Raw genomic sequence first — 15094 nt, 5'->3', positions numbered from 1 at the left:
AGCGATGTCCACCGCCCTCGATTTTTATTTTGATTTCAGCTCCCCCTACGGCTATTTCGGCGCCACCAAAATTGAAGCCTTGGCCGCCGCCGCTGGCCGGGAAGTCGAATGGCATCCGCTCCTGCTCGGCGCGATCTTCAAGAACATCGGCACCGCGTCGCTGGTGTCCGTCCCACTGAAAGGCCCGTACTCACTGCATGACATGCAACGCAGCGCGCGTTTCCACGGCATCCCTTTCCGCATGCCGGACACGTTCCCGGTCAGCACCCAGATCGCTGCTCGCGCCATGCTGTGGATCAAACAACACCTGGGCAAGGCCGTCGCTACCCAATTTGCGCTGGCGGTTTACCACGCTTATTTTTACGACAATCAGGATATCGGCAGCCTGCCCCTCATCCTCGACATCGCCGCTGCAAACGGTGCTGATCGCCCGCAACTGGAAGCCGCCCTCGCACAAGACGAAATCAAGAATGCCTTGAAAGCCTCCATAGAAGCCGCACTGGAACGCGGCGTCTTTGGCGCGCCCTTTGTGATTGTCGATGGCGAAGCCTTCTGGGGACTGGATCGCTTCGAGCAATTAGCCGCCTTCCTGAAAAACGGCAGTATCTGAATGGCGCGCTCACCCTCCTCCTCTGCGGCAAAAATGCCCTGCCCCTGCGGCGGTGCCAGCTATGCGACTTGCTGCGGCCGCTTTCTCGACGGCGCAGCCTTGCCGGACACCGCAGTCGAACTGATGCGCTCGCGCTACACCGCCTATATCCGCTGCGACGAAGCCTGGCTGCGCGCTACCTGGCATCCCGACACACTGCCGGATGAGCCCCTGACCGGCGAAAACGATGTCAAGTGGATCGGGCTGGACATCCGCGCCCATGCGCAGCCGGACAACGGCGATGAGGCAACGGTCGAATTCATCGCCCGCTTCAAGGTCGGCGGCAAGGCCCAGCGACTGCATGAAATCAGCCGTTTTGTGCGCCAGCCGGATGCCTCCGGACGCGCCCGTTGGTACTACCTCGACGGCAGTTTTCCCGGAGCATGACTCAACATAAGCAGCACAACCAAGCCAACCCGTTCCGACTCCCGGCAGGCATGCATGTTTTTGAGCGCGGCTGGCTATCGTCGAACAACATCCTGTTGATCGACCACGACGACACGGCGCTGGTCGACAGCGGCTATGTCGCGCACGCACCGCAGACGCTAGCGCTGGTGCAGCACACGCTGCAAGAGCGGCCCTTACGGCGACTGCTCAACACCCACCTGCATTCCGACCACTGCGGCGGCAACGCCGCGCTGCAAGCCGCCTACGGCTGCCATACCAGCATCCCCCTGCCCGAAACAGAGCGGGTGCGCAGTTGGGACGAAGGCGCGCTCAGCTTCGCCGCCACCGGACAGCAATGCCCGCGCTTCACGGTCGATGGGGCCTTGCAGGCCGGCGCCACGGTGCAATTAGGCGGGCTGGACTGGCTGCTGCTGGGTTCGCCCGGCCACGACCCGCACTCGCTGATGTTCTATTGCGAGCAGGAGGCTATTCTGATTTCTGCCGACGCGCTCTGGCACAACGGCTTCGGTGTAATCTTTTCCGAGCTGGAAGGCGAACCCGGCTTCGATGCCGCGCACGCCACACTGGAACTGATCGCCGGGCTCAATGTACGACTGGTCATTCCCGGGCATGGCGCTTTGTTCGAGGATGTCGATGCCGCGCTCGAACGCGCTTTTTCGCGGCTGACTTATCTCGCCGCCGATCCGCTGCGCAATGCGCAATATGCGGTCAAGGTACTGCTCAAATTTCTCTTGCTGGAACGTCAGGCTATCCCGCTGGCAACGCTGCCGGCGGTACTGGGCGGCATCCGCCTCATCGGCGATGCGAATCGCCGCTATCTGCATCTTTCCGAACAGGAACTGGCGGAATGGGTCGTGGCGCAACTGCTGAAATCCGGCGCAGCCAGTATCAGTAATGGCCTTCTTTGCAACGCCGGCTAGGCGCTGCTTAAGCGAATGCGCGGCGCAATCTCAGCGATGTCTTGATCATTAATTTAATGCGCAAGATGCCCGCCCTTCGCAGACCTGAAATAGTCATTGGCAATTAAAAGCACGACCGTAATATTTTTTCCCTTATACTTTCGAGTCTTTACCCCCTTAACAGCGAGAACGCCCCATGTCCCAGCTCCTGCCCGAAACTCTGCGAAACCTGCGTCTGCCCGTCATTGCCTCGCCCATGTTCATCGCCAGCGGACCGCAACTGGTCGCAGCACAGTGCAAGGCGGGCATCGTCGGCTCGTTCCCGGCACTCAATGCCCGTCCCGCCGAGCTGCTCGACGTCTGGCTGACGCAATTGAAAGAGGAGCTGGCAGCGCATCGTGCCGCACACCCGACTGCCACGATAGGCCCCATTGCCGTCAATCAGATCGTGCATCAGTCCAACGACCGTCTGGCACATGACGTCGAAGTGTGCGTGCGGCATCAAATTCCCATCATCATCTCCAGCCTGCGCGCGCCACCGGCCGAGATGCTGGCGGCGATTCACTCCTACGGCGGGATTGTGCTGCACGATGTCATTTCGATACGCCATGCGCACAAGGCGCTGGAAGCGGGGGTCGATGGTCTGATTCTGGTCGCCGCCGGTGCGGGCGGCCATGCCGGTACGCTGTCGCCCTTTGCGCTGATAGGCGAAGTGCGCCGTTTTTATCAGGGACTGGTGATCTTGTCGGGCGCGATCGCCAGCGGCGACGCCATCCTGGCCGCGCAAGCCGCCGGTGCCGATCTGGCGTATATCGGTTCGCGCTGGTTAGCCACACGCGAAGCCAATGTCACCGATGCTTACCGCGATGCCGTGATTGCCGCCACGGCCGCCGATATCGTCAATACCAATTTATTTACCGGCATCCACGGCAACTATCTGAGGCAATCGATCATCAGCGCCGGCCTCGACCCCGACAATCTGCCGCAAGCAGATAAAACACATATGAATTTTGGCAGCGACAGAGCGGCCAAGGCCTGGCGCGATATCTGGGGTGCAGGGCAAGGCGTCGGCCTGATGGATGACGCCCCCTCGGTTGCCGAAGTGGTTGATCGGCTGGAAACTGAATATCGTGCGGCAAGAGCGCGTCTGATGTTGTAAATAGTTCAAGCCGGAGCGGGGTCAAAGCACATTGATCGACCGCTCCGACACAGACAAGTCTGTAATTTCCGTGAAGAGTGCCAAACCCCGGCACTTATCATCCAGGCGAGGTGTCGTACTGCGATTATCCCCTTGGAGTACCTCATGGCCAGCAGCTTTCTCCGCACCCGCAAAGACCGGTATGTCAAACGCACTCCCATCGACAAGCCATATGAATCAATCGAAGCGATTGAGCCCTTCCTGCCCCACGAAGACGATACCTCATACAAGAGTCAGACCCAAAGGAATCAGGCCCAAAAGAATCCCACCCAAAGCCCGACCCGCGCCACATCGCGTGACGGTATGCAGCATGTATTTCGGGACAATGCCGAAGGTCAGACTGATACCGCTTTGCGCAGCAACGGTGATCTGGACGAACTCAACCGGCAGCGCGAAAAACGCGCAGAGCAAACATCGCCACAGGCAGCAGAGCGGCGAGAATACAAGCGCTGACATCTTCATGCCCGCACGGCAACTTCCCCGGGCAGCCCCGCATGCCTACCCACCACACAGCGCCCTGTCCTTTCAGCGCGACGAACTCATCCCCCCGATAAACCGGGATAGTCTGCCGCGCTGATTTGGCCTGCTGATGCAGACAGCCCGCCAGCAAGCCCCCCCCCCAACTTAACGACGTTCGCCAGAAATTATCTGCCGCGCTATCTCTCCAAACCCAGCCATTCATCGAGCAGCATCTGCAAGCGCAGCGGCTGCTCCATGGGCGTCATGTGGCCGCTATCTTCCAGTATCCTGAACATGGCCTTCGGCATGCGCTGCGCCATTTCCTCGGACTCTTCCACCGTCCGCAAACGGTCTTCCCTAGCCGCCACAATCAGCGCCGGGCAGGCAATCTGTTCCAGCGCGGCGACGCTATCGTCGCGCAGCGCTGCCAGCTGATGCAGGAAAACATCTTTGCCGTTGTGCAAAGCCATCGCTTGCAAGCGCGCCAGCAACACCCTATCGTCAGCCCGATCAGGATGCAGGGACGACGCCAGCTTGCGTGAGGTCAGCCCCTTGAACGGCAACCTGCTCGCTAACGCGATTTGCTCCTGCAAGGCAGCAGACTCCATCGCACTCGGCGGCCGCGACGAGGTATTGAGCAGCGCCAGCCCCTGCACTCTGTCCGGCGCTTGCAAGGCCATCGCCTGCGCCACGAAACCGCCCATGGAAAATCCGAGCAGCACAAACTGCGGCGGTGCCTGCTGCAAGACCCGCGCAGCCATGGCGGCGATGGTGTCGTCCTGCCCGATATCGCCAAAATGCAGACGCCCTAAGCGCGCCAGACCGTCCCGCATGTCGTCCCACAAACCGGCGGTCAGCATGAAGCCCGGCAGCAACACGATATCGCGCGTCATTCCAGCCACCGCGCACGACTAGCGGCCAGCGTCACCGCCACACACAATGCCGCAATAAAGACGAATCCCATCGATATCCCCCACGTATGTGCCACCACACCAAACAGCGGCGGCCCCAATAAATTGCCGCTATACCCGAGCGTGGCGACCCCTGCCAGCGCACTCGGCCCGTGCCGTCCGGCGGCGCTGTAAATGAAAGGAAACACTGTCGCCGCACCCGCGCCCGCCAGCGCAAAACCGGCCAGCGCCAACGGCAGCGAGTGCGCAGCAGAAGCGATCAGGATGCCGATAGCGGCAACGAATGCACCGGTCGCGACAACGGCGCGCGCACCGAATCTTTCTTTCCAGCGGTCGCCGAGCAAGCGCGCCACCAGCATCATCCCGGTGAATCCGGCAAACGCCAGCGGTGCCATGCCATCGCTGGCCTGCAAATGATCTTTCAGATAGACCCCGCTCCAGTCGGCGGTCGAGCCCTCGATCACCGCACCGCAAAACGCGATAATGCCCAGCGCCACTAAGTGCCCGTGCGGTACGGCAAAAATCCGCCGTGAAGGATCGTGCTGCGGACGATCTTGCGGCAAGATCTGGCAGGCTAGTCGCAAGGGCCAGACGCAGACCAGCGCGATCAGTGTGAAATGCCAGCCCGGCGTCAAGCCGGTCGCGGCAATCGCCCCTCCCATCAAAGCTCCGCTAAAGCTACCGACGCAAAACCAGGCATGCAAGGTCGACATCAGCGATCGCTGCTCCTGTTTTTCAAGCGCCGCACCCAGCGCATTGATCGCCACATCGAAGCAACTGCTGGCCGCGCCATACAACACCCCGGCCGCCATCAGCCAGGACAGCCCGGGCGCCCATGCCAGCGCCGGCAAACCGAGCAACAGCGCCAGTCCGAAAAACCAGGCACTGCGCCGCGCCCCGACATGCGCCACCAGCCACGCCGCCAGCGGAAACGAAGCGACCGCGCCGATGCCGCTGCACAGCAGCACCAGCGACAAGGTTGCCGCATCCAGACCCTGAGCGTCGCGAATCGCCGGAATCCGGGCGGCCCAGCTGGCATAAATCACGCCCAGCATGAAAAACAAGAACAACAAGGCGTTGCGGCGCGCATAGGCTTGCCGCAGCGGTAGTACGGGGAGGGAACCGTGGGTCATGGAATCGGGGGAAGAAAAGAGGAAGGACGGCGCAAGCATCATTGCCGGCGTCCATTATCGCATCGACCGCCCACGGATGCCGGCATACGTCCCCCGTGCGACAGTGGCATACTGACTGGCGGCGCCATACCGACCGAAAACGATAAGAACTTCCCCGGCGCAAACGTCGCCGCCATCCCGACACTAGCGAACATGGCGGCGACCACCCGTCTGGCGAAGCTCCACAACAGAAAGACAGAGACCGCCTCATGCCCCAAGCAATCCCTGCGCCGCCGCACGCCACACCGCCCCACCATCCGCTCTGGATCGCCCTCGCCCTCTCGCTCGGTTCCGCGATCGCTCTTGGTATCGCCCGCTTTTCCTACGCGCTGCTGCTGACGCCGATGCGCGACGATCTGGGCTGGACTTACATCGTCGCCGGGGGAATGAATACCGGCAACGCACTCGGCTACCTGATCGGCGCGCTACTGACACCGTGGCTACTGCGTCGTCAGGGTGTGCACCGGGTGCTGCTGGCAGGGGCGATTTTTTCGGCCCTGTTCATGCTGGGTTCCGGCCTCACCGCCAGCACGACCACCCTGCTGATTTTGCGCATACTGGCGGGTGCTGCCAGCGCCCTGTTATTCATTGCCGGCGGCCTGCTGGCGACCCGCATGGCGATGCTGCAACCGCAACGCGCCGGCTTTTTAATCGGCCTGTTTTACGGCGGCACCGGCTTCGGCATTATCGCCTCGTCGCTGCTGGTGCCGTGGTCACTGACGTATGCGGAACACATCGCCGCGCCGCATCGCTGGCAACTGGCGTGGCTGCTGATGGGGCTGCTGGGATTACTCGCCACCGCCCTGATGATGCTGGCCGCACGTCGCATTCCGGCATTGCCGCCGCACGACAAATCCGCCAGTCGCGCACCGCTGCGCCGCTTCACCTGCGGACTGGCCGCGTATTTTTTATTTGGCGTGGGCTACATCGGCTACATGACCTTTGTCATCGCCCTGTTGCGCGAGGACGGCATGAGCGCCACCACGGTCACGCTGTTTTATGCCTTGCTGGGAGTCGCCGTCATCGCGGCCACCCGACTATGGGCGCGCATGCTGGACAAATTCCGTGGCGGCGAGGCAATGGCAATCCTGTGTGCGCTGCTGGCACTGGCCACCGCACTACCTGCGCTGACCGCCTCGACACCGCTCATTTTTGCTTCGGGTATTTTGTTCGGCGGCGTATTTTTATCGGTCGTCGCCTCGACAACCGCGATGGTGCGGCACAATTTACCGCACACCCACTGGGCAGCCGGCATCAGCGCCTTCACCATCGTCTTTGCCGCTGGCCAGATCGTCGGCCCGACGATCGTCGGCTGGATTGCCGACCATGGCGGCGGATTACGCAACGGCCTCTTGTTTTCTGCACTGGTGCTGCTGACCGGCGCGCTGCTGGCGTGGCGGCAGCGACCGCTGGCGCAGCACTGAGATGATCCTGCGTCGTTGCACTTGTACGCAACCATTGCGGATAATTGCCGCCCCAAAATTACGTCACACACTAGCCTGATGTCCCACCGCACCGGAACCCCTGAGTAAGCGTAGCGAGCGGCGCAAGGTCAGGGCGAGAAGCGCAACCGTACTTGAGTACGGTGAGCATCACAGTCCTGAGATTGCGCCGCGCAGTAGCTTAATCAGGGGTTCGGAGGGCTTCTACCAGGGCGGCACACTCTTCATCAGTCCCTACCGTAATCCGCAGGAACTGGTCGATACGCGCTTTTTTGAAGTGGCGCACGATGATGCCTTCGCTGCGCAAAGCAGCGGCGAGCGTGGCGCCATCGTGACGCGGATGCCGAGCAAAAACGAAATTGGCGGCGGAAGGCAGCACTTCAAAACCCAGATCCTGCAAAGCGGCAGACATGCGCTCACGACTGGCGATCACGGCTTGCCGCGTCTTTTCGTAATGCGCTTCATCCTGCATCGCGGCGGTGGCCCCTGCGATGGCAATGCGATCCAGCGGATAGGAATTAAAGCTGTTCTTGACGCGCTCCAGCCCGTCGATCAGATCCCGGTGCCCCAGCGCAAAGCCGACGCGCAAGCCGGCCAGCGAGCGCGATTTGGACAGGGTTTGCACCACGAGCAGATTCGGGTGACGCTCGATCAACTCAATGGCGCTGACGCCGCCGAAATCGATGTAAGCCTCATCGACGATGACCACGCGCTCACGGCGCACGGTCAACAGGCGTTCAATTTCATCGAGCGCGAGCAGGCAGCCGGTCGGGGCATTCGGATTGGGGAAAATAATGCCGCCGATGGCTTCGTTGGCGTCCAGATAATCGTCGATGCGGATACTGAAGTCAGCGGCCAGCGGCACGAGTCGGTAGTCGACTTGATACAAGCCGGCGTAAGTCGGATAAAAGCTGTAGCTGATATCGGGGAACAGAATCGGTGCGCCGTGCTGCAGCAAGCCGAGGAAGGCGTGCGCCAGCACTTCGTCGGAGCCGTTACCGACGAATATCTGGTCTGGCTTCAGGCCATGGCGCGCAGCAATCGCTTGTTTGAGCGAAGCGGCGTCAGGATCGGGATACAAACGCAAATCGTCGCTGACCTCACGCGCCATCGCGGCCAGCGCCAGCGGCGAAGGGCCATATGGGTTTTCGTTGGTGTTAAGCTTGATCAGTTTGCTTAGTTTTGGCTGTTCGCCAGGGGTGTAGGGGGTCAGGCGACTGACGATGGGACTCCAGTATTGACTCATGGCAGATGGTGCTCAGGACGGCTAAAACACCATGGTATCAAAATCCCGGACATGCAAGGGGCGTGTCAACGGAAACGGCGATCTGCGCATTGGTGAGCGTTGATGTGCGCCAGCACACAACATCATTAATGTCCGGATATGCCCGTCAACGGGGGACGAACTCTCATTAATTCTCACTAAAAGAAAGAAAATATGGCCGCAGAATTCGAAGTACCCAGCCCGCACGAACAGCAGTTGGAGCACGTCGTCGAACACGCTCATGGCAGCGGCGACAATTTTGCCGGCAAGATCGCCATGGTCACCGCCATCATGGCCACTGCCGGGGCGATGTTCAGCTATCAGGTCGGCTCCACTGAAAGCGCGGCAGCGATGAATAAGAACAATGCGGTCATCAAGAAAACCGAGGCGGCCAATCAGTGGAGTTACTACCAGGCAAAATCGAGCCGGCAAAACCTGTCGGAACTGGCGATGACCATCCCCGGTGTCGATGCAAGCAAATACGCTGCCTCGGCCGAGCGCTATAAAAAAGAAAAGGAAGAAATCCGTATCGGCGCTGAAAAACTGGAAGCCGAATCGCTGGCCTGGGATGAGAAATCCGAAGCCAGCATGCATCAGCACCACCGTTGGGCGCAGGCGATGACGGCGATTCAGATTGCGATTTCGCTCGCGGCCATTACCTTGCTGACGCGCAAGAACTGGCTCAAGCGCATGTCGTTCAGCGTGGGCGGCGTGGGTCTGGTGTTAGGTGCGCTGGCGGCATTGCATATTTAAGACGAAGCAAGACCTGGCACGACCTAAGCGGTCGGCACACAAACAAACGGCGCGGTGCAGTCTGATGACTGTGCCGCGCCGTTTGCCGTCAGGCAGTGAACTAACTCGTCTTAGCGAGTAACCGGCTTGTAGCGAATCCGCTTAGGCTTGGCACCTTCTTCGCCGAGACGCTTGCGCTTGTCGGCTTCGTATTCCTGATAATTGCCGTCGAAGAAGCTGACGTGCGAATCGCCTTCAAATGCCATGATGTGCGTGGCAATCCGATCCAGGAACCAGCGATCATGGGAAATCACCAGTACCGTACCGGCAAATTCCAGCAAGGCATCTTCCAGGGCGCGCAGTGTTTCCACGTCGAGATCGTTGGACGGTTCATCGAGCAATAAGACATTGCCGCCTTGCAGCAGGGTCTTGGCCAGATGCAAACGGCCACGCTCACCGCCGGACAAATTACCGACGATTTTTTGCTGGTCGCCGCCCTTGAAATTGAAGCGGCCGAGGTAGGCCCGCGATGGCATTTCAAAACGCCCGACCGTGAGAATATCCGCGCCGTTGGCAACATCTTCGAACACGGTCTTCTTGTTTTCCAGATCGTCGCGAGATTGGTCTACCAGCGATACCTTGACGGTCGAACCCAGCACCACTTCGCCGCTATCGGGCGTTTCCTTGCCGGCCAGCATGCGGAACAGGGTCGATTTACCCGCGCCGTTAGGGCCGATGATGCCGACGATCGCGCCAGCGGGAATTTTGAAATCGAGATTTTCGATCAGCAGACGGTCGCCATAGCCTTTGCTGACATTCTTGAATTCGATGACCTCATTACCCAGTCGCTCGGCCACTGGAATGAAAATTTCCTGGGTTTCGTTGCGCTTCTGGTATTCGTGTTCGGACAATTCGTTAAACCGCGCCAGCCGCGATTTGCTCTTGGATTGGCGGGCCTTGGGATTCTGACGCACCCACTCCAGCTCCTTGGCGAGGGTTTTCTGCCGCGCCGATTCGCTGGACTCTTCCAACTGCAAACGCGCCTGCTTCTGTTCCAGCCAGGAACTGTAGTTGCCCTTCCACGGAATACCGTGACCGCGATCGAGTTCCAGAATCCACTCGGCCGCGTTATCGAGGAAGTAACGATCATGGGTGATGGCCACCACAGTGCCGGTAAAGCGCAGCAGGAACTGCTCCAGCCAGTCGACCGATTCCGCGTCCAAATGGTTGGTTGGCTCATCGAGCAGCAACATGTCTGGCTTCGAGAGCAGCAAGCGGCACAAGGCTACGCGCCGTTTTTCACCACCGGACAAAACCCCGACGACCGCATCCCACGGCGGCAAGCGCAGTGCGTCGGCGGCCATTTCCAGCATCTGATCGAGATTGCCGCCGTCGGCGGTGGAAATGATCGCCTCCAGCCGCGCCTGCTCGGTGGCCAGCGCATCGAAATCGGCGTCTTCCTCGGCATACGCGGCATACACCTCATCGAGCTTGCCGCGCGCTTCAAACGCCTCGCCCAGCCCTCCCTCGACGGCCTGACGCACCGTCTGCTCGGGATCAAGCTGCGGCTCCTGCGGCAGATAGCCGATATTCAGATTCGGCATCGGCGTGGCTTCGCCCTGAATGTCCTTGTCCAGACCAGCCATGATTTTGAGCAGCGTCGACTTACCCGAGCCGTTCAGACCCAGCACGCCGATCTTGGCACCCGGGAAAAAGGAGAGCGAAATATCTTTCAGAATCTGCCGCTTGGGAGGCACGATCTTGCCGACGCGGTTCAGGGTATAGACGTATTGGGCCATAGTTGGGATCTGCCTAAAAGTAAGAGAAATAAAAACACTGCGCGCAGTATACCGTCAGGGCCTGCCGATTACGCATTTGCGCGTAGGGTCGAAGCGAGCGCGTAGGGCAACCCGGCAGCCGGCGACAAACTAACTCGATGCCTTCAGCCCATGCCGTCTGGCCACACCCAGATACAAGCACAAACCGCCTACAGTACAAACGGCCATCATGATGGCCAGCGGCAATGCCGTGCCATCGTGCCAGATGCTGATGCCCACGCCCGCCAGCACCGACATGCCGAATTGCAGCGTGCCCATTAACGCAGACGCGGTACCGGCCTGCTGCCCCTGCTCCGACAAAGCGATAGCCGCAACATTCGGGCTGATACAGCCATAGCTGCAAGTAAAGCCAAAGAATCCAATCAGCACCACGGCCAGACTATCCGCCCCGGCGGCAATCAGCACCGCCATGGTCGCCGTCACGCCAGCCGCCACCCACAAAGCGCGTTTAAGCAAATAATCGAGCGGATGCTTGCGCACCAGACGCGCATTGACCTGCGAAAAAATAATCAGCCCTACGGCATTGGCACCGAAGACATAACCGAAATGCTCCGGCGCTATGCCATGCAACTCAATGAGCACAAAGGGCGCGCCGGCAATATAGGCAAACATGGCGGCTTGCATCAAGCCACCGTTGACTGCGTAGGCGATGAATTGCGGATGGCGCAGCAAATCCAGGTACTGGCGCAGCGTCCGTCCCAGTTGCAGCGGCTTGGCCTGATGACGGTCCAGCGTTTCTTCCATGATGAAGTGCATGGCGATCAGACAGCCTGCGCCAAACACGGTCAGAATCACAAAGATCGAACGCCAGCCCCATGCCTGCAGAGCCAGTCCGCCAAAAAACGGCGCCAGAATCGGTGCCAGACCGAACACCAGCATCAGCAGCGAAAAAGCGCGGGCCGAACCGGCTGCGCCCATCTTGTCGCGAATGGCCGCACGCGGAATGATGATCCCGGCGCAAGCGCCCAGTCCCTGAAAAAACCGCAGGACGATCAGCGACTCAATGCTGTGAACGAACACGCACGCGGCCGACACCACGACGTAAATACCGATCCCGAAATACAGCGGCGGTTTGCGTCCGTAACGATCGCTGAGCGGCCCGTAAAACATTTGACCCAGCGCCAGTCCGACCAGAAAACTCGCCAGCGTCAATTGCACCATGTTGATGCCGACGCCGAATTCATGGGCGATAGTGGAAAAACTGGGCAGGTACATATCGATCGACAAAGAGCCGAATGCAGTCAGTACGGCGAGCATAATCAGCCACAGCGGAATGCCGCGGCCTTGAAGGGAGGAAGAAGAATCGGGGGGCATAAAATCCAGAGGGTGAACATTTCCGCAGTGACTGGCGCCGATGGAGACGCGCTTTTAAGGCCGGCCTGCGGGAAAACTCTTGATCCTACACCAACATCGGCGCTTTTGCTGTCAGCGTACCCCGCGACTATGCCCCGCCCCTGAACCAAACCTTCCATCACTCCGTCTTATTTAGTGTGCGATTTTTATCCCACTCCAACACGGAGACCTATATGACGATTCCCCTTCAAGACAAAAGACATTGGAAAATCACCGACCTGGATTTTTCGTGCATCGACATCCCCGCCACACGGCGCGATGAAAACCTGTTTTATCTGCTGGCCTGCGCCTCTTTCGTGGAAAGCGGTGCCAATGTGTACGCCAGCAACCTGGTCGATTTTTATCGCAACGACGCCGAACTGTCGGACTGGCTGCGCAATCACTGGGAAGTGGAAGAATTACAGCATGGCGCGGCTTTGCGGGCCTATGTTAACTATGTCTGGCCAGAGTTCGACTGGGAGCGCGCGTATCGCAGCTTTCTCGGTGAGTATGCGGGCTATTGCAAGGTCGAGCTGCTGGAATCGACCCGAACACAGGAACTGGCGGCGCGCTGCGTGGTGGAAACCGGCACCGCTACGTATTATCGGGCGCTGGCACGCAGCACGAGCGAACCGGTGCTGCGGCAACTGGCGCACCGCATCGCCGACGATGAAGTCAGTCACTACAAGCAGTTTTATCGCAGTTTCCGCCGCTATCGGGAGCAGGAAGGCACCGGACGCCTGCGCACCCTCGGCACGCTCTGCCGCCGCACGCTGGAGCTGAAAAGCGAAGATGCCGATTGCGCCATTCGCCATGTCATCAAAATACGCGACCCCTTGCACGCAGACGATGTGCCACAGCGACAGCGGCTGCTGGCGACGATGAATCACACCGTCCGCACCCACCTGACGCCAGACACGACCATCAAGATGATCATGAAGCCGCTGGAATTACCGCCGATGTTGCAAAGCATGGTTCAGTACCCGCTCATTCACTTCATGCAGCGCGTGTTTTTGCGCTGACTTCCGCTCACGGGCTTGCCCCTTTACCGCAACCAACCCCCTCGACTTTCCTCTGGACTCGCTAAGTGGTGTTCTTGCGCACCAACTAAGCGGCACCAGTTTGGTGCGCACTGGAATCGTCTTTGCGCTCTCGCTGCGCCTCCTCTACGCATCAAAACGGGGAGCGGCTGGCATACAAACTGCTTATTGAGCAGGCAACAAAAAATAAGTCGCCCCTGACTACGAACAAGGTCATGGGCATGGCCGCCCACTCAGAACGGCAAACCACCACCGTCAAGGACGAAATCGATGGCTCATGTCCCACGCCCGACAACGCTGCGGCATCGTAGCCGTCACGACTGGCGTGCCGGCGCAGATGGATGGCGTCCATGGTGCGCGGCATCTGGCGGTATAGTGCGGCCTTACCCTTTGAAATCAGGTCGATGAATCTTCTTGCACTCGCACCGTCCCCCACTGTTTGCGAAGACAGCGCCCTCGCCGACCGCCAAGCGCGCCTGAGCTTGCGCTTCGCCGACGACGGCGGCACCACACGATTGGTGGAGCGCGCGCATTTCGGGCCGCTGCGTGTACAAAAGCCGCTCTATCCTGAAGGCGCTGCGGTATGCCACGCCATCATCGTGCATCCGCCGGGTGGTGTAGTGGGCGGTGATGAGCTGCACATCAAGGCCAGCGTCGGTGCTGCCGGGCGGGCGCTGCTGACCACGCCGGGAGCGGCTAAATGGTACAAGGCCAACGGTCAGGTATCGCGCCAGACCATTGCGCTGGAACTGGGCCCGGGCGCGCATCTGGAATGGCTGCCGCAGGAAACCATTTTCTTCGATCGCTCCGAAGTGCATTTGCAGCACGCCGTCCATCTGGCGGCGGATGCCAGCTATATCGGCGGCGAAATTCTCTGTTTCGGCCGCACGGCGTCGGGCGAAACTTTCCGTCAGGGACGCATCCTGCAACGCACGACGCTGCACCGCGAAGGCAAGCTGCTGTGGTTTGAACAAGGGACACTGGAAGCGGCCGGCAACGCCATGCAAAGTCCGCTGGGGCTGGCCGGATACACCGTGAGCGCGACGCTGATTGCCGTCGGTAAATTACCCGTAAACAACGAGGGCAAACCGCTGCACCGCAATCAGTTCGTCAACGATTTACGCGCCGCCACCAGCGATCTGATCGGCGCGAATGGCAAATGCGGCGTCAGCCAAATAAAAGACGTCATCGTCCTGCGCCATCTCGGCCACTCCAGCGAACTGGCGCGGCAATGGCTGACACTAGCCTGGCAATTTTTGCGCCCTGAATTCATGCAGCGTCCGGCGCTGGTTCCGCGCATCTGGAATACCTAATGCTTATTGAAAAACTCTCCGACCACACTGCCGCGCAGCGCTTACTTTAATCGCTACCGGCACTGAATTGCTGCAACACTTTGACTTCTGCCACAGGAAAAAATAATGGAACTGACTCCGAGAGAAAAAGACAAGCTGCTGATTTTTACCGCAGCATTAGTAGCGGAACGGCGGCAGGCACGCGGTTTGAAATTGAATTATCCCGAATCCGTCGCGCTGATTTCCGCCGCCATCATGGAAGGAGCGCGTGATGGTCGTACGGTAGCGGAGCTGATGTCCTTCGGTGCGACTATTCTGAGTCGCGCCGACGTGATGGAAGGCGTGCCGGAAATGATCCCGGACATTCAGGTAGAAGCCACCTTTCCGGACGGCACCAAGCTGGTCACCGTGCATCATCCTATCCCTTAACTACACTCTTATTGACGAATGAGGCAGCC

Annotated in this window: 16 protein-coding genes; 10 read left to right on the top strand and 6 right to left on the bottom strand. The window is 59.8% G+C overall.

All coding sequences use genetic code 11. The features are described 5' to 3' along the window. Positions 1-4: 4 nt before the first annotated feature. The 5 genes from RGU70_RS03700 to RGU70_RS03680 all read left to right on the top strand — a co-directional run bounded on the left by RGU70_RS03700 (position 5) and on the right by RGU70_RS03680 (position 3607). Positions 5-610, top strand: coding sequence for a 2-hydroxychromene-2-carboxylate isomerase (locus RGU70_RS03700; RefSeq protein WP_322208052.1), 606 nt, complete (start codon positions 5-7; stop codon positions 608-610). Further along, entirely contained in the window at positions 611-1036 is a 426-nt protein-coding gene (locus RGU70_RS03695; RefSeq protein WP_322208051.1) for a YchJ family protein, read from the top strand. It begins immediately after the preceding gene. Then, positions 1033-1977, top strand: a complete 945-nt coding sequence (locus RGU70_RS03690) for an MBL fold metallo-hydrolase (RefSeq protein ID WP_322208050.1) — start codon at positions 1033-1035, stop codon at positions 1975-1977. The genes RGU70_RS03695 and RGU70_RS03690 overlap by 4 nt, the downstream gene beginning before the upstream one ends. Before the next feature lie 175 nt (positions 1978-2152). Next, a complete protein-coding gene (locus tag RGU70_RS03685; RefSeq protein WP_322208049.1) occupies positions 2153-3115 on the top strand; it encodes a nitronate monooxygenase family protein in 963 nt (320 codons plus the stop codon). A gap of 144 nt (positions 3116-3259) precedes the next feature. Beyond that, positions 3260-3607 (top strand): hypothetical protein, encoded by a 348-nt coding sequence (locus RGU70_RS03680; protein ID WP_322208048.1) that lies wholly within the window; start codon positions 3260-3262, stop codon positions 3605-3607. Between the two features lie 203 nt (positions 3608-3810). Here the strand turns inward: RGU70_RS03680 and RGU70_RS03675 are convergent, their stop codons facing one another. Together RGU70_RS03675 and RGU70_RS03670 are read right to left on the bottom strand one after the other, a co-directional pair. Further along, the gene (locus tag RGU70_RS03675; RefSeq protein ID WP_322208047.1) at positions 3811-4506 is read right to left on the bottom strand and encodes an alpha/beta fold hydrolase; all 696 of its coding nucleotides are present in this window, start codon (positions 4504-4506) and stop codon (positions 3811-3813) included. Next, the gene (locus tag RGU70_RS03670) at positions 4503-5699 is read right to left on the bottom strand and encodes an MFS transporter (protein ID WP_322208046.1); all 1197 of its coding nucleotides are present in this window, start codon (positions 5697-5699) and stop codon (positions 4503-4505) included. Before RGU70_RS03670 ends, RGU70_RS03675 begins: the two co-directional genes overlap by 4 nt. Positions 5700-5905: 206 nt before the next feature. On the opposite strand from RGU70_RS03670, the gene RGU70_RS03665 reads away from it, so the two are divergent. Then, positions 5906-7120, top strand: a complete 1215-nt coding sequence (locus RGU70_RS03665; protein WP_322208045.1) for a YbfB/YjiJ family MFS transporter — start codon at positions 5906-5908, stop codon at positions 7118-7120. Between the two features lie 199 nt (positions 7121-7319). On the opposite strand, the gene hisC is transcribed toward RGU70_RS03665, so the two are convergent. Further along, complete coding sequence (gene hisC / locus RGU70_RS03660; RefSeq protein WP_322208044.1) at positions 7320-8384, bottom strand: histidinol-phosphate transaminase; 1065 nt, start codon at positions 8382-8384, stop codon at positions 7320-7322. Positions 8385-8576: 192 nt separating this feature from the next. Here hisC and RGU70_RS03655 point away from each other — a divergent pair, with 192 nt between their 5' ends. Next, complete coding sequence (locus tag RGU70_RS03655) at positions 8577-9155, top strand: DUF4337 domain-containing protein (RefSeq protein ID WP_322208043.1); 579 nt, start codon at positions 8577-8579, stop codon at positions 9153-9155. A gap of 110 nt (positions 9156-9265) precedes the next feature. Here RGU70_RS03655 and ettA read toward each other — a convergent pair whose 3' ends face one another. Further along, the gene (gene ettA / locus RGU70_RS03650) at positions 9266-10933 is read right to left on the bottom strand and encodes an energy-dependent translational throttle protein EttA (protein WP_322208042.1); all 1668 of its coding nucleotides are present in this window, start codon (positions 10931-10933) and stop codon (positions 9266-9268) included. A gap of 129 nt (positions 10934-11062) precedes the next feature. Then, the gene (locus tag RGU70_RS03645; RefSeq protein WP_322208041.1) at positions 11063-12286 is read right to left on the bottom strand and encodes a Bcr/CflA family multidrug efflux MFS transporter; all 1224 of its coding nucleotides are present in this window, start codon (positions 12284-12286) and stop codon (positions 11063-11065) included. Between the two features lie 212 nt (positions 12287-12498). Here RGU70_RS03645 and RGU70_RS03640 point away from each other — a divergent pair, with 212 nt between their 5' ends. Continuing rightward, a complete protein-coding gene (locus RGU70_RS03640; protein ID WP_322208040.1) occupies positions 12499-13326 on the top strand; it encodes a ferritin-like domain-containing protein in 828 nt (275 codons plus the stop codon). 151 nt (positions 13327-13477) lie between these two features. On the opposite strand, the gene RGU70_RS03635 is transcribed toward RGU70_RS03640, so the two are convergent. Next, the gene (locus tag RGU70_RS03635) at positions 13478-13696 is read right to left on the bottom strand and encodes a hypothetical protein (protein ID WP_322208039.1); all 219 of its coding nucleotides are present in this window, start codon (positions 13694-13696) and stop codon (positions 13478-13480) included. Positions 13697-13748: 52 nt separating this feature from the next. On the opposite strand from RGU70_RS03635, the gene RGU70_RS03630 reads away from it, so the two are divergent. Together RGU70_RS03630 and RGU70_RS03625 are read left to right on the top strand one after the other, a co-directional pair. Continuing rightward, a complete protein-coding gene (locus RGU70_RS03630) occupies positions 13749-14657 on the top strand; it encodes an urease accessory protein UreD (RefSeq protein WP_416186545.1) in 909 nt (302 codons plus the stop codon). 105 nt (positions 14658-14762) lie between these two features. Next, a complete protein-coding gene (locus RGU70_RS03625) occupies positions 14763-15065 on the top strand; it encodes an urease subunit gamma (protein WP_322208037.1) in 303 nt (100 codons plus the stop codon). The last annotated feature ends 29 nt before the right edge of the window (positions 15066-15094 follow it).

This window comes from Herbaspirillum sp. RTI4 (assembly GCF_034313965.1).
GTDB lineage: Bacteria > Pseudomonadota > Gammaproteobacteria > Burkholderiales > Burkholderiaceae_D > Herbaspirillum.
The sequence above is the reverse complement of the archived record's forward strand: the minus strand, read 5'-3'. Positions and strand labels throughout refer to the sequence as shown.

Excerpts from the sequence above, each read along its gene's own strand:
- RGU70_RS03700 (WP_322208052.1), top strand. The coding sequence starts at position 5 with ATGTCCACCGCCCTCGATTTTTATTTTGATTTCAGCTCCCCCTACGGC.
- RGU70_RS03695 (WP_322208051.1), top strand. The coding sequence starts at position 611 with ATGGCGCGCTCACCCTCCTCCTCTGCGGCAAAAATGCCCTGCCCCTGC.
- RGU70_RS03690 (WP_322208050.1), top strand. The coding sequence starts at position 1,033 with ATGACTCAACATAAGCAGCACAACCAAGCCAACCCGTTCCGACTCCCG.
- RGU70_RS03685 (WP_322208049.1), top strand. The coding sequence starts at position 2,153 with ATGTCCCAGCTCCTGCCCGAAACTCTGCGAAACCTGCGTCTGCCCGTC.
- RGU70_RS03680 (WP_322208048.1), top strand. The coding sequence starts at position 3,260 with ATGGCCAGCAGCTTTCTCCGCACCCGCAAAGACCGGTATGTCAAACGC.
- RGU70_RS03675 (WP_322208047.1), bottom strand. The coding sequence starts at position 4,506 with ATGACGCGCGATATCGTGTTGCTGCCGGGCTTCATGCTGACCGCCGGT.
- RGU70_RS03670 (WP_322208046.1), bottom strand. The coding sequence starts at position 5,699 with ATGATGCTTGCGCCGTCCTTCCTCTTTTCTTCCCCCGATTCCATGACC.
- RGU70_RS03665 (WP_322208045.1), top strand. The coding sequence starts at position 5,906 with ATGCCCCAAGCAATCCCTGCGCCGCCGCACGCCACACCGCCCCACCAT.
- hisC (WP_322208044.1), bottom strand. The coding sequence starts at position 8,384 with ATGAGTCAATACTGGAGTCCCATCGTCAGTCGCCTGACCCCCTACACC.
- RGU70_RS03655 (WP_322208043.1), top strand. The coding sequence starts at position 8,577 with ATGGCCGCAGAATTCGAAGTACCCAGCCCGCACGAACAGCAGTTGGAG.
- ettA (WP_322208042.1), bottom strand. The coding sequence starts at position 10,933 with ATGGCCCAATACGTCTATACCCTGAACCGCGTCGGCAAGATCGTGCCT.
- RGU70_RS03645 (WP_322208041.1), bottom strand. The coding sequence starts at position 12,286 with ATGCCCCCCGATTCTTCTTCCTCCCTTCAAGGCCGCGGCATTCCGCTG.
- RGU70_RS03640 (WP_322208040.1), top strand. The coding sequence starts at position 12,499 with ATGACGATTCCCCTTCAAGACAAAAGACATTGGAAAATCACCGACCTG.
- RGU70_RS03635 (WP_322208039.1), bottom strand. The coding sequence starts at position 13,696 with ATGGACGCCATCCATCTGCGCCGGCACGCCAGTCGTGACGGCTACGAT.
- RGU70_RS03630 (WP_416186545.1), top strand. The coding sequence starts at position 13,749 with ATGAATCTTCTTGCACTCGCACCGTCCCCCACTGTTTGCGAAGACAGC.
- RGU70_RS03625 (WP_322208037.1), top strand. The coding sequence starts at position 14,763 with ATGGAACTGACTCCGAGAGAAAAAGACAAGCTGCTGATTTTTACCGCA.